Annotated in this window: 9 protein-coding genes; 7 read left to right on the forward strand and 2 right to left on the reverse strand. The window is 56.8% G+C overall.

Translation table 11 applies throughout. From position 1 onward, the window contains the following. Window positions 1–2 precede the first annotated feature (2 nt). The 3 genes from brxL (at window position 3) to QA640_RS17800 (ending at window position 3,626) form a co-directional block, all read left to right on the forward strand. Window positions 3–2,045, forward strand: coding sequence for a protease Lon-related BREX system protein BrxL (gene brxL / locus QA640_RS17790; RefSeq protein ID WP_283041878.1), 2,043 nt, complete (start codon window positions 3–5; stop codon window positions 2,043–2,045). Between the two features lie 189 nt (window positions 2,046–2,234). Then, window positions 2,235–2,702: a hypothetical protein gene (locus QA640_RS17795; protein WP_283041879.1), complete on the forward strand. Its 468-nt coding sequence runs from the start codon at window positions 2,235–2,237 to the stop codon at window positions 2,700–2,702. 339 nt (window positions 2,703–3,041) lie between these two features. Beyond that, complete coding sequence (locus tag QA640_RS17800; RefSeq protein ID WP_283041880.1) at window positions 3,042–3,626, forward strand: recombinase family protein; 585 nt, start codon at window positions 3,042–3,044, stop codon at window positions 3,624–3,626. 542 nt (window positions 3,627–4,168) lie between these two features. Here the strand turns inward: QA640_RS17800 and QA640_RS17805 are convergent. After that, the gene (locus QA640_RS17805; RefSeq protein ID WP_283041881.1) at window positions 4,169–6,391 is read right to left on the reverse strand and encodes a hypothetical protein; all 2,223 of its coding nucleotides are present in this window, start codon (window positions 6,389–6,391) and stop codon (window positions 4,169–4,171) included. Window positions 6,392–6,901: 510 nt separating this feature from the next. On the opposite strand from QA640_RS17805, the gene QA640_RS17810 reads away from it, so the two are divergent. Beyond that, window positions 6,902–7,267 (forward strand): hypothetical protein, encoded by a 366-nt coding sequence (locus QA640_RS17810; RefSeq protein ID WP_283041882.1) that lies wholly within the window; start codon window positions 6,902–6,904, stop codon window positions 7,265–7,267. A gap of 51 nt (window positions 7,268–7,318) precedes the next feature. On the opposite strand, the gene QA640_RS17815 is transcribed toward QA640_RS17810, so the two are convergent. Next, the gene (locus QA640_RS17815; RefSeq protein ID WP_283041883.1) at window positions 7,319–7,681 is read right to left on the reverse strand and encodes a MaoC/PaaZ C-terminal domain-containing protein; all 363 of its coding nucleotides are present in this window, start codon (window positions 7,679–7,681) and stop codon (window positions 7,319–7,321) included. 1,059 nt (window positions 7,682–8,740) lie between these two features. On the opposite strand from QA640_RS17815, the gene QA640_RS17820 reads away from it, so the two are divergent. The 3 genes from QA640_RS17820 (at window position 8,741) to QA640_RS17830 (ending at window position 13,983) form a co-directional block, all read left to right on the forward strand. Next, entirely contained in the window at window positions 8,741–10,489 is a 1,749-nt protein-coding gene (locus tag QA640_RS17820) for an adenylate/guanylate cyclase domain-containing protein (protein WP_283041884.1), read from the forward strand. Window positions 10,490–10,564: 75 nt separating this feature from the next. After that, window positions 10,565–11,731: a phosphatase PAP2 family protein gene (locus tag QA640_RS17825; protein WP_283041885.1), complete on the forward strand. Its 1,167-nt coding sequence runs from the start codon at window positions 10,565–10,567 to the stop codon at window positions 11,729–11,731. 35 nt (window positions 11,732–11,766) lie between these two features. After that, window positions 11,767–13,983 carry a hypothetical protein gene (locus QA640_RS17830; protein WP_283041886.1) on the forward strand — a complete coding sequence of 739 codons (2,217 nt, stop codon included), beginning with the start codon at window positions 11,767–11,769 and terminating at the stop codon, window positions 13,981–13,983. The last annotated feature ends 147 nt before the right edge of the window (window positions 13,984–14,130 follow it).

The raw sequence follows: 14,130 nt of genomic DNA on the forward strand, positions 1-14,130 counted from the left end.
CCATGACGACCGACGGTGCTCCTTCGCGAGACGGTCTTGACGACAAGGTTAATCGGCTGTTTGCGGGCAAGGTCGTTCGAAAGGATCTAGTTCGGAAAGTAAAGGTTGGTGCAAACGTCCCGGTTTTCGTCCTGGAGTTTCTTCTTGGAAAATATTGCGCGTCATCAGACGAAGTGGCGATTCAGATGGGACTGCAGGTCGTCAACGATACCCTTGCAAACAATTACATTCGCCCAGACGAGTCGATGAGGGCGCAGGCGATCGTGAAGGATCGCGGCCGTCACACCTTCATCGACAAGGTGAAAGTCCGCCTTGTCGACTCGGACTACTGGGCTGAGGTTACAAACTTTGGCCACAAGAACGTGCACTTACCCGAGCACTACGTGCGTGAGTACGAGCGTCTCGTAATGGGCGGCGTCTGGGCTCAGGTGGATATGCGGTTCGAGTATGACGAGGAGTCGCGGGGGAAGAATCCGTTTTGGATCGATAAGCTGACCCCGATCCAGATCGCGACTTTTGATCTCGAGGAGTACCGTCGAATTCGGAGTGAATTCACGACGGACGAGTGGCTCGATCTCATCATGCGAAGCATGGGATACGAACCGGGGGAGATGTCGCGGCGGTTGAAGCTGCTGTTCCTTATCCGCCTCATCCCGCTCGCCGAGCGCAACTATAATCTCGTCGAACTCGGACCGAGAGGTACGGGCAAGAGCTATGTTGTCCAGGAGGTGTCACCGTACTCGGCCCTGCTTACAGGAGGCACCACGGTCGCGAACCTCTTTGGCCACATGTCCGGTCGCCAGAAGGGGATGGTGCAGATCTGGGACGTTGTCGGTTTCGACGAGGTCGCGGACCTCCAAAAAATGCCCAAGGAAGTCATCACGACAATGAAGACTTACTGCGAGTCTGGGACGTTCCAACGCGGGCAGGAGGCCGTTTCGGGTGACGCAAGCATCGCCATGTTTGGCAACACGAACCAACCTGTCGACGTGATGGTGCAGACAGGCCACCTGTTCGCACCAATGCCTGACATAATTCGCGACGATATGGCGTTCATTGATCGCATGCACTTCTATCTCCCGGGTTGGGAGATCCCTAAAATGCGGAACGACCTCTTCACGAACCACTACGGATTTGTCGTGGATTACCTTGCCGAGGCTCTCCGCGAGATGAGGAAACATAACTTCACGGAGATCATCGACCGCTATTTCTCCCTCGGTGCCCACCTGAATGCCCGAGACCGAAAGGCGGTCCGCAAGACTGTCTCGGGTCTCATGAAGATCCTTTTTCCGCACGGCCAGGTCACGCAGGAAGAGCTCGCTGAGCTTCTCGAGCTGGCGCTCGACGGACGCCGGCGCGTGAAGGAGCAGCTCAAGAAGATGGGCTCCTTCGAATATTACCACACATCCTTCAGCTACACGCTTCAGGAGACTGGTGAAGAAAAGTTTGTCGGGGTACCCGAGCAAGGCGGACGCGATCTCATTTCGACTGATCCACTAGCGCCCGGCACTGTCTACAGCGCCGGCGTCACGTCGGATGGCACAGTTGGCCTCTATCGCGTCGAGGTTTCCATTTCAAACGGAACTGGAAAACTGAAACTCGCGGGCGGGGTAGCCGGAGCGATGAAAGAATCGGTGCAGCGGGCGTTCAGCTTCCTGCAGGCAAAGAAGACCGATCTCAGCGTGGCTCGTGATCTTGACGTATCGGACTTTCATGTGGAGGTAATTGATCTTCTTGCGAACCGTGTCGAAGCCGAGCTCGGCGTTGCGTTCTTCGTGGCCTGCTACTCCGCACTGCGGAAAGCGCCCGTGAGTCCCGCGCTGCTCCTCCTCGGAGACATGAGCGTCCAGGGAAACATCAAGCCGCTCCGCTCACTCACAGAGCCCCTTCAGGTAGCCAAGGACAATGGCGCTAAGCGCGCGCTCATCCCGATAGAGAACAAGCGAAACTTCCTCGATGTGAGCGCCGATATCATGGAGCATGTCGACCCGATCTTCTACGGAGATCCGAAGACAGCAGCCTTGAAGGTGATTGGAGCAAACTGACGGAGCGCGGTTGCTTCCGTGGAGAGCGTCTTTGTCTTAGATACTGACGAGAGCCAACGCGCGCCGGTTCATTCTCGAAGAACCTGGCAGCCACGGCGATTTGGAGCTCATGCAGTTGGGGCCAGTCGCCAAAGTGGGTTGAATTCGTGACTGTAGAATTACGCGACCAGGAACTGACGATTCCGACGGATGTATAAGGGCATCAATCGATTCTTGACGCGCATCAAGACAAGCGTCGCGGATTTCGCGAAGCTTGTCCGCCACTCTTCGTTTAAGCAAAAGACCCCGCCAACGAGGGATACAGCCAACGGGGCTCCGGGGTGGTCCACTCAGATATCAAAATCTTTTCGGCTACGGCCTAGGGTGGCTGCGTCCTCACAGGTCATTCAAGATGATCAAATTCCTGCAATTGGCTTCCTGAAGGAACATCGTATCGCTTTGTACATCGGCGAAAGCAGCGAATCCGCGTGGAGCTTCGTTCGCGAGGCATCGGGCGCTATTCTGGCACGGCCTGATTTGCACAACGGAAAATGCAGCGCGATCGCAAAGCATCTCAATAGTCTGGGCATTGCAATGCCGCGCACGGGGAAATGGGATGATAGTTTAGTCTATCATTTTACAAGGCACTATATGAGCATACGTCCAGGATTTTTTTAACGGCGGCGGCTCGCCTTTTCTCGCATTTGTGCGGCTCCACGCCGTCGCTAAGGAGTAGGTCTCCGAGGAGATCCTCCGGACGGATGGTTGAGGACTGTACGTATGGACTCCCGCCTTCATTCGATCCTCTTAGCAGCTCGAGGACGAAAGGGCGCATGATCTTCGCGACGGACGAGCGCCATCTGTACTGAATCTGGCCTATACTGAAAACCTCTCCCGACCATCGCTTGAAAGATCCTGGTTTTTCAGGACCCGCCAACGCGGCGAGCTGCCATACGGAAAACACTTGATTTCGGTATGAATAGGATTATATCTAGGGCCTCGGCAGAGGGCTCGATCATGAAGCGCGTCGGCATTTATCTCAGAGTCAGTACCAACGGGCAGACGACCGAGAATCAGCGTCGCGAATTGGAAGCTGTCGCGGCGCGTTCTGGATGGGAAATTGTTGGGATCTACGAGGATGCCGGAATCTCGGGCGCCAAGGGCCGAGATGAGCGGCCGGGGTTCGATCGTCTCCTGAAGGACGCTACCGCGCGCAAGATCAACATGATCGCAGCCTGGTCAGTAGATCGGCTTGGCCGCAGCCTGCAACACTTGGTTGGTTTCCTGACAGATCTGCGGGCGCTCGGCTGTAATCTATATCTGCACCAGCAGGCGCTAGACACAAGCACGCCTTCGGGACGGGCCATGTTTCAGATGTGTGGCGTCTTCGCCGAATTCGAACGCGGCATGATCCGTGAGCGGGTCAACGCTGGGCTCGCCAGGGCAAGGGCGAAGGGGACGAAACTCGGCCGCCGTCCGGTGAAGTCGGCGATTGAGGTCCGAATTCGCGAGCTTAAGGCCGAAGGCATGGGCATTCTTAAGATTGGGCGCACGGTCGGCGTCGGCACCAGTGTCGTGCAGCGGGTCCTTAAAGCGGGATGACGACGCATCGCAGGTGAGGGCGAAATGCACCGCGACGCCGCCATGCTTTTAAAAGGCAAGCAGGCCCTGACGATGTCGTCAACGCGGGTTGTCGACCGCGGCAATGTCCGCCGTTCGCATTCGCGGATAACCATCTGCAATCCGGCCAGGGTACGCTCAATGTCAGACATGTTGCGGCTCCGAGCGGGATCAGAGTCGCACGTCGCCCGGCGCCGGACCTAGGCGGCCCAACGCAATCCCCAGAAAAATCGTGCCAGCGGAAGCGGGCCTCGCTGCTGGCAGGGACAAGAGGAGACCGACGGTGGCTGCCTGGACGGCTGCTCGGGCAGTCACGAAGCCACGTGCGCCCCATGGCCGCCAATGCCGAGAATAGGCACACAAGGGAAGTCTGGGCACACATGCGGGAGCGATCCCTTGCTGGGGCAAGGCTCAGCCGAGGGGGCCATGCAGCGCGAGCGTCTGAGAGGTTTTGGCGGTTCGTAGTCACTCCGCTGAGCGGCAATCGTTGAAACAATGGTCGCAGGGCCGACCGCAAAGGACGATCAACTTACGACCGATAGCTGAAAGTCGTGCGGCGATTCGACGGGGCGGAGTTCGGTGCTCGTATTTGCCCGCGGAGCCAGCGCAAAGAAGCCGAAGACGGGCACCACCATCTCAAGTTCTCGGCGGTAGGCTTCGTAGTCGGGCGCACCGGGCCGAATGAAACCAAGTTGAGGCGTCTGATCGACCACGCGTCGGAGAACGATCGGAGCGCTCGCTGGCGTAAACTGTGCACCACCGGGATTTGAGAGCGTCGTGATCAGACCGCGCGCGGGCTCGTCACTCGTTTCGGGGCGCGACACCATGATCAGACGTATCGCTCCCTTTTCGAGTGTAACGAAGTTCACGAATGGCCGCCCGTCGGGGATGTAGACTCGGCCCTTCTGCGTGTGCCCAGCATCGACACGTTCTCGTTCCTCGAACATGAGGCAGGACTCGGTCTCGTCCCAATGAACGGCCATGAGGTAAGCATTGATAATCTCGGGGTTCGAGAAGGCCGGCCTAAAGCATACATAATTCCCCTCAAATGCTTCTACACTTGCACGAGCGTAGCAGCCGAGATCGTAGGCGGCGTCGGATCTGGATGGCATTAGATGTTCGAGATCGTCAGCAATGGGGGGCGCATCATGCAAGGGACAATCCTTGTGCGGGTCGTTGCCCGCCCGCTCGGCGGTAACCTTGCGTATGCGCTCCGACTCGTTGAAGACCGCGAGAACCATGCCACCGACGATGAGGCCGGTTAAGCCCGTGCTTAGCGCCACTAGATGAACCGCGTCCTCCGGATGTGCATAGAACTGAGCCAGCACTTGCTGGCCGACCATATGCGCGACCAGCCACCCCGCGCAGGTCAGTGCAACACCGTTCCCCAGAGCCCCGAGGGCGGCGACGCGGTACCAGCTCCAACGCGAGCATCCCAGATAGGAACAAATAAGCCCAAGCGAGACCGTGCAGATGAAAGGCGTAATGACCCCATATAACCGTTCAATGAACTGCTTAAGAACGTACTGATATCCTTCGCCTTGCATCAAGGCGGACACGAGCGGAATACCGATACGGAGGGCAATCGATAGTCCCACAACAATGAGACCTGCGACTACCAACTCGGCAATAGGCGGGTATGTTGGCGAGTCGCCCTCTTTGCGTCCAATGAAACGTTGTGCCACGACGATCGCACCTGAGACTGCGAAACCGATTGAAATCCCAAATGTAATTGCAATCGTTAGGACTTTTCCTACGTCGAGCGGGAGCGTCCCCGGCATAAACACCATCGTGCCAATGCTCCAGGCAATGACGAGGAAGATCGTTGTCGCCCATTGATCCAGTCCAAACGTCGGGCCGGGACGGTAGGCGAAGCCCATCTTCGCAAGGCGCTGCAACCGACCGCTGTGAGTCCTTTCGCAAAAGAGGACATAACGAGAAACGAGGCTGCAAGTGAGGTTCGTGACCTCCGCAATGTTGCGGTTCAGCGCTTCTTTCAATTCGGGGGTAGGCAGCGCGGAAGTGAAAAAGGCAAGACCGGTGTGCATCAATTCTTCGTAGCGGGCATCTGCACGCGTGGCCACCGAATCGCCCATTTGCATGATCCTTGCGTAGACCGATCGACCATATCCATTTCCGGCGAATTCAAGTGTTGTAGCGTTGTGTCTGGGCCCGATGAACAGGTTGTATAGGCCGACTGCCCTTGTGAACCGTTCGGGAAGCGTACCATCCCTATTGAAACTTAGTGCCTGCGGACTGATATTTTCCGAAATGATATTGATGATTTCACTTCGAACGTGCCCCTGCGGGGCAAAACCGGCGGTTTGCGCGAGTTCAATCGCGAGCCGGTCGGCTTCTCGCGGAATAGCGGCCAATTTGACGCAAAATGCCCGCGCGGCCCTATCGATCCGTGCCACCTCCCGGAAGTGCGAAGCGACAACGATCATGAGCACGGCTACAATCGGAGCATATTGAGCGAGCTGCGCTTGCGCTTCGGGATTAACGTGTATCAACGTGCTGACAATGAAGTCGAACCCGATGCTACCCTGCACCAGTCCAATCATCACGACGATCCACAGCGGTATCATCAAGGCGTAGTAAAATATCACGCCCCAGAAGAATAGTGCGAACGTAGTACCGGAGCGATTGGTAGGTGGAGAGTTGAAGCGGGCCCAGGCGACTACAAAGAGTGCCGAGACCGCAATAATCCATTCGCTCTTCGCAACGATTTCTCGAATGATGTCCATGTTATGCGCTCCCACATAGCAGGCGACGCTTGCATAATTGGCTCTGCCCTCGCCGAGGCAGGGCGCAATTTCTAATGAGGGGGCATCATGGAGGCGCGTCTCGCATCTGCACACGTGCCCCGAGTAACTTAGAAAGGTACACCGAGCGACCAAGCTGTAATGTGAAGTGCCCCACACTTGGCTAGATCTATGCTCGGTTGAGTCGGCCATCGCTGCGGTGGGCGCATCAGAAAAGGGTGGGGGACCGTTACCAGGCTGCGGCAAGCGAACAACATCCAGCGTCGCTGCCCCGAACTTCAGATGTGCGGGGTATTTGCCGAGTTCGAGCGTCGAAAGGTAACGACGGCGATACGCTCTACCAGACGTCTGATCGACGTATTAACCCGCAGTTCAGCCACCGTGGCGACTCGCGCCCGCTTGTCGACGCACCCAACCTTGGGTAGTTTTACTTTTGTTATCCTGCGATATTCGCTGATCATAGCTTTTAGTTCATTCAGAGGGAGGCCACAGATGAAGGAAATTAAGCCGGTTCATATGGGCGACAGTGGTCCCAAAGTAGCCAACCTGCAGAATGGCTTATTGTTTCTTCTATTCCATGAGCCCGGCATTTCGGACAACAACCGTGAATCTCTTCGACGGCTTCTCGGACCCGAGCTACGCACGCGGACGTATGGGAGAGCGACCGCGGAACTTGTTGGGATATACCAGTATCAGCTGAAGAACTGGCCTGACTACCTGCCCCGGGCCCCTCAATGGCTTAAAGAAATAGTGCGAGACATGCCGATTTCGACCAATACCGGCAGAGGCAACGGTGACGTCGACGGGGGGACGGCGAGGGCTCTAAACTGGCTTCTCAAAAAATTCGGCGCGCTCTAGCTAGTGGCCATCAGCGTGGTGCTCTCAATAGACAACACCACGCGTTATCGATCATTGATCACTTCGATGAGGTGCTTGACGATGCCCCGTTCCGGCTTGTGATGCGTTCGTGCGGCCGGTCACCTGAACGAACAAGCTCGACGAATTTGACGTGCCAATCAAAGCCCCCAAGAAGGCCCACACTCGATCCGGCTGGTTCACTATTTCATGGGACATGCGGTACAGAGTGATTGTGCAGCCGCCACTGGCGATCAATCCGCCAAACGGCGATCTGGTGGCTGACTCTGGGTCGACGTGAAATGGCCACAGGTCGTTTGTGCGACCATACGCCAGCATTTCCTCGTGATCGACGGTGTACTCCGCCGACGTCCAACTATCTCCAACATTCAAGTCCTCGAAGTAGACCATACCCATGAACGAACTCCATGCGCCGCCTCCCCGGGTGAAAGCAGGAAGGCGCACGGCCCGGCCCAGCTGTGGACCACAATCGGAGCAGGCGCGCCTCAAGACGACATCGCCTCTAATCGTTCAAGGCGCCTCGAAAACAAGGCGAAGCTGAAGCTTAACATCTTGACAAGAACTCGAAAACAGCGCCGGTGAATGCTGCCCGATCACGGCTCGGCTCCTCATGGCCGACAATTTTGAAGTACAACCAACTGAGCCCCGGGATGCATTTGCTGATCGCCTTACTGACTAGACTAGCGCGTAGATGGCGGCGTTTCTCGCCGCATGACAAGCGTCGGTTGGGACACTCAGCAGGTCGCATGTGATGGCCGGCGGTGCCGGAGCGGCTAACAGCAGCGGCATCGTCAGGGCATTGTCGAGGCAGCCTTGTCTGCCTCGCATGCGGCTCGCGGTCGAAGCCGCCAGGTCCGCGATCCCGAGAGGATGCGACGGCTTTCGGCCAACTGCCGCGAGCGCTGCAGCATGCAGCGCGGGCGGTTTAGAGATCGACGGCTATTCAAAATTGCCTATTGATGCTCCGCTTTGACTCAGGGCTGCAGCGCTTCGGATGAGGGCGACCGGCACCGGCAGCAGCGCCGCGGACCTCGATACCTGCCATCAAAAAATTCGGCCCCTTACGAAGTGTGATCCCATTCACATTCGGTCTGGCGAACGGGGTCTAAGATCAAACTTGGTAGACTTGGGCAAGGATGTCCGTCCTGCTTAGGAAAGACAACGCGTTCGCGGTGCATCAGTCTACGATAAAGGCTGCATTCATCGTTAGGTTTCGGTCTCGACAGACATATTGAAGTCGATGTGGCGCGCGGTCCTGGAATGGATGGCGAACGCTCTTGTTGACAGCCTTCGGCGACGGTACGAAAATTGTCATGAACCATAGAAGTGCTTCGGTGAGCCATCGAACGTAAGGATCAAGCTCAACGAGGACCATGCCGCTCGGTGTTTCAACCTGGAGGCAGGATCATGCGTTCAAGATCTCAGATTTGTGCAGCGCTCCAGGGCGTCCCTGTCATGACACGGGAAGCCGCGGCGATTTTAGTCGTGGACATGGTCGAGTCGGTACGTTTGATAGGGCAAGACGAGGAAGGTGTCGTCTGTCGCTGGCTGAAGCTTGTCGATCGGGTGGTAACGCAGGTGCTTCCTGCCCGTGGTGGCCGTCTTGTTAAGAGTCTCGGCGACGGGATGCTGCTCGAATTCGGCGACGTCCGGCTCGCGGCCTCAGCGGCGTTTGCAATCCAGCAGGAAAGTGCTCAGGCAAGTTCCGGATTGCCTGCTGATGAACAAATGTTTCTGCGAATGGGCATAGAGGTCGGCGACGTGATTGTCGATCATCACGATATCTATGGACGAGACGTCAACTTAGCAGCTCGATTGGCGTCCCTCGCCGGCCCAAACGAGGTGGTCATCTCGGCGCAGGCTCGGGACCTGTTAACCCCAACCCTGGATGCCGAAATCGAAGACCTTGGCGAATGTTACGTCAAGCACATCCAGCAACCCCTTCGGGCCTACCGGATCGGCCCAGCCGGCCCCAGGCCTGTAGTCAAATGCACAGCGTTACTGGGTGAGTTACGGCCGTCGATTGCGATTATTCCCTTCGTACCTCGCCCCCAAGCAATCGACCAGGAACTTCTTGGCGAGGTGCTAGCCGAGGAAATCATCAGGGCGTTTTCCCGATGCCCGGACATTGCCGTGCTCTCGCGCCTTTCGACGACGGCATTTCGATGGCGTCAATTTAACATGGAAGACGTCCGTCAGCACCTCGGTGCGAACTTTGTGCTGTCAGGATCTTATCGTGCCGACGACCATCGTGTGACGCTAAACTTAGAATTGGCTGAGGTCAGGTCCCAACGTGTCGTATGGGCCGACCAACTGGCCCACAGCATTCCAGGCATTCTGAATGGGCAACAGGAGCTGATTAGCCAGATCGTCTCCAAGGTCGCGAACGCAATTCAATTTTGCGAATTGCAGCGAGCGCGCTCCAGCCCCCTCCCAACCTTGGAGAGTTACTCGCTCCTGATGAGCGCCATTACGTTGATGCACCGAATGTCGGCTGCCGACTTTTCGGAAGCCCGGCACCTGCTACAGGCCCTTATTGAACGCGCGCCGCGTCATGCAGTTCCCCATTCCTGGATGGCTCAATGGTATGTCTTGCGGATCCAGCAAGGATGGACCGAGGATTCAACTAAGGACCGGAGTTGTGCCCTCGATTGCACAAAGCGTGCGCTCGACACAGATCCGGACAGCTCTCTTGCTCTAGCAGTTAGTGGGTTGGTCCACACTCATATGACCAGGGAGCTTGACATTGCTGCCGAGCGCTACGCGCTGGCGGTGCGCGCGAACTCAAATAACTCGCTTGCCTGGTTGCTCAAGGGAACACTGCATGCATTCAGGGATGAGGGAGCTCATGCCGTCGCTGATACACAGAGGGCGATCAGATTGTCACCTCTCGATCCCCATCGATATTACTACGACACTCTGGCAGCGACCGCTTATCTTGCCGCTCGTAAATATGAGCTTGCGCTCAAATATGCCCGCCGCTCGCTCAAAGCCAATCGCCGTCACACCTCGACACTGAGAGCGATGGCAATCGCACAGTGGCAACTTGGACACGACCTGGACGCACGTCAAACCGTGGCCGAATTGATGAGCTTGGAGCCCGGGTTGACGATAACAGGATATCTCAGGCGCACCCCTAGCGCTGGATGCAGGACTGGCCAGGAATGGTCCAGTGCACTGCGGCAGGCTGGTGTTCCAGGATGACTCCTTTGGCCGCGGATTGCGCCGGTGCGCTATGGCATCCAGTGCAATCCTCCACCCCAAGCGTAGGAGGCAAGTATGAGCAGCTTCACCGTTGGACTTAGTGGCGCAAGCGGAGCAAGTGGCGCCAGCGGCGCGAGTGGCGCCAGCGGCGCGAGTGGCGCGAGCGGCGCCAGCGGAGCCGCGGGCGGCGCCATCGGCGGATTTGTGTTCAGTGGTCCGGGTTATAACCCGCTTTACATCGATGCGCTGATTACCAACCGCGATGGAATTGTGGGGGCATGGTCGCGCCCGGAGCGGGTACCTCGGCCACTCACACTTGAGGATGACCGCGAAGTAAACCTCGCACGACTGGGAGCCGGCGAGCGGGCGAGCATTTTTGATTTCGAACTCATCTCGCGCATCTCATTTCTTGCGGATGGAGAGGGCGAGGGTCGTACAATGTCTATCGTGAGCGGCGACGGCCTCCTTGCAAGCTTCCGCCGTCCCGACCCGAAAATCTTTCTGGATCAACTGGCCCTCGTCGCATCCTACGCTGATCTCCGCCCCGATCGTGCAGTAGAGATCGTGTCTCAATTGAGTGTTCCGCAGGCTTTCTTCGGATCCATCACATTTTTGCACCCGGAGCGAACACGATGGACGATGGAGCTGATCCTCGCAGCTCTGCGGTTCGCCTACACGGTGGAGATGCGCATTAAGCATGCGCTGGCCTGCCGCCGGCCACATGAATACTCGCCTCAAATACAGCCCATAATAGCTTGTCCGCTGCACGGTACGTTGCCCAGCGGCCATGCGACTGAGGCCTTTATGTTCGCGCATCTGTTGGCGGTTCTCTCCAACGACCCGGAAAGATCGCAAAGCGTTTGGGCGAATCAGCTTATGCGGCAGGCAGCCCGCATTGCAATCAACCGCACGGTGGCCGGCGTGCACTTTCCGGTCGACAGCGTCGCCGGCACCCTCTTGGGCCTGACACTGGCCGAATACCTGGTGAGTCTCTGCAGAGGAAAACGAGAAGAGTGCCACTTTTGTGATTTCAATGGACCGAGGTATCCGCTTCACGGCGATGGCGGCATTTCTGCCGATTTCAATTGGCAGAACTTCTATGACGTCGAGGCGCGAAGGCTTAGATTGAAGGAGGCTGTCGTCGGGCGCTATGCCACGGTTAAGGCGAGACCTCTCTCCGCAGCAGCCTCGAAACCACTAGAATGGCTCTGGGAAAAAGCAACGAGCGAGTGGTCCGAGTAGCCTAACAATATTCATGTCCGCCCCGGGAGGGAATGATGGCAGCGAAAGAGGCACTTCAATGGAAAGATGACTTGCCGGTGCTCGTTGACGCGTACATTGATTGGGTACGAGTTGCTGCCAAGTGGCTGCTAGACCCAAAGGATGAAGCAATCTCTGTCCCCGTTCTCGTCAGTCTGCAGCCGGGCCATAGAGAAGGAGATTTTCTCAATCTCTTGTATGCTAAACTTAGCGAGACCGAACTTAGCAAGACCGCAAGAGATTTTCTGAGCGAACTTCGAGACCCCGGCAAGCTTAAGGGTAACGGCGTCCGTTCTGATCTCGAATACAGCCAATTTACATTAGTAATGCCTCATGAAGCTCTTAAGCTTCTTGAAGACGATTCCTCAATTGCCCAACACATTCATCGGATCGCAATTGCGCACAAATTGCCTCGTCACGCCACCCACAAAGTCCAGCGTGGCGAGGCAAAACGGCCTCTTCCCGAGACACAACATAGTATCGGGAAACCCGAACAGGGCAAAGAAATCCCCGTCGTGATGGGGATTATTGACGAAGGCATTGCATTTGCGAATCAGCGTTTTCGGAGAGGCCCGGACGAATCTCGAGTGGAGTACGCCTGGATTCAAGATGGTCGATTCAAAGGCGAAGTTCCCTATGGCCTAGAGCTGACAAAAGCCGACATCGACAAATCACTTCGCGAGTGTATGAGCGCAGGACAGGTGGATGAAGACCTGTTCTACAGTGCAACCGGCGTTGTCGATTTTGGCCAATCTGCGCATAAGGCTGCAGCAAGGCGTATCGGGCATGGCACGCATGTGATGGACTTGGCATGCGGGTATGATGAGGCTTCGCCGCTGGCCCGCGACGGAAAGCGGCCGATTGTTTGCGTGAAATTGCCGACGGTTACGGTTGCGGACACGTCCGGCCTCGGCCTCGAATATTATGTTCTTGATGGCGTCGACTACATCCTGCGCAGAGCTCAGGATATCGCGCGACAGCGCCAGTTCGATGCGTTGCCGGTGGTGATTAATTTTAGCTCCGGTATTTTGGCTGGCCCCCGCGATGGCACCCACCCGATCGAGCTTGCAATCGACGCTCGAATCAACGGCCGGGAGTCGCCAACCGATGTAGTGCTACCGTCAGGGAACAGTCGTCTGTCCTGCCTGCACGCTAAGATCTCGCTTCCTCCAAGTGATGGCAAAAACGGACACGAGAAAAAGTTGCAGTTCCGTGTGTTACCGGATGACAGAACATGCAGCTATCTGGAGATTTGGTTGCCGGCTCTGCCTGAGCCCCCGCGTGCCGGCTGGATGGCGCTCACACTAGAGCCCCCCGGTGGGCAGAGAAGTTTGCCTCTAGTCGCTGGAGCACGTAAGCGTGCGATCGAGTGGGCTCCAAATGACGATGTTGTTCTTTGCAAGGTATACTACGAATTTATCGGCCCTCCCACGAACAGAGGGAGGTACATGATTGCCCTACTGCCCACGGCTTTGCACGATTCTGCGCGACAACTTGCACCCTTCGGCACGTGGACGATTGGGCTCAAGAATCTGACTGACAAAGAGATTGGAGACGTGGAAGCTTCGATTCAATGGGATGATCGGCCACTTGGCTATCCGCAGAACGGTAGGCAATCGTATTTCATCGACGACCGCTACCAGCGATTTGACGAGATTTCTGGCAGAGAAGTGGAAGTAGATAATGACAGCACAATTAAGCGTGATGGATCAATAAATGCCATTGCGACTGGTTTTCGCACAATCGTTGCTGGTGGTTATCTGTACAACGAAAATCGAGCTGTAAAGTATTCCTCCGGTGGCCCGACATCACCCGCCAGAGGTGCCGCGGAAGCAATTGACCGCGAGGAGTCGGATACCCTCGAACGGACGGGGCCAGATGCTTTGGCACTCAGCGACCAGTCGAGTGTCTATCAAGGCATCCTCGCAGCAGGAACACGCAGCGGGTCGGTTGTCCGCATGAACGGCACCAGTGTTGCGGCGCCGCAGATCGCGCGTCAGCTTGCGAATGCACGAGAAAGGAAGGGGGTAGGTTCAGGGCGCGAAATTGTGCAGCGTTTGGCTAGACCGCTTGTAACCATTCATGAAGGATCGGGGAAAAATCAAGATGACGACCCTGCGCGGACATCACAGGTGCGCGTTGGTTCGGGCCTCGTCATGCCAGCGAACGAGCGCCCGAACCTGCAAGCCGCATCCAAAAGCGATCCAGGACAGGTCAGACGCCCGACAAAGTAGCTTACTTGGGTTGATGCGCCATTCAGCCCTTTTCATCGCCTTTGACGCCGGCGCGAATTCGTCGAATGGCTAACATTAATGTCCGTGCGATATCGGCCAGGACCTCGCCTACGAGCGTAAGTAGTTCGGACAAGAAGGGCTCGCGCG

The sequence above is a fragment of the Bradyrhizobium sp. CB82 genome, from assembly GCF_029714405.1.
Taxonomy (GTDB): domain Bacteria; phylum Pseudomonadota; class Alphaproteobacteria; order Rhizobiales; family Xanthobacteraceae; genus Bradyrhizobium.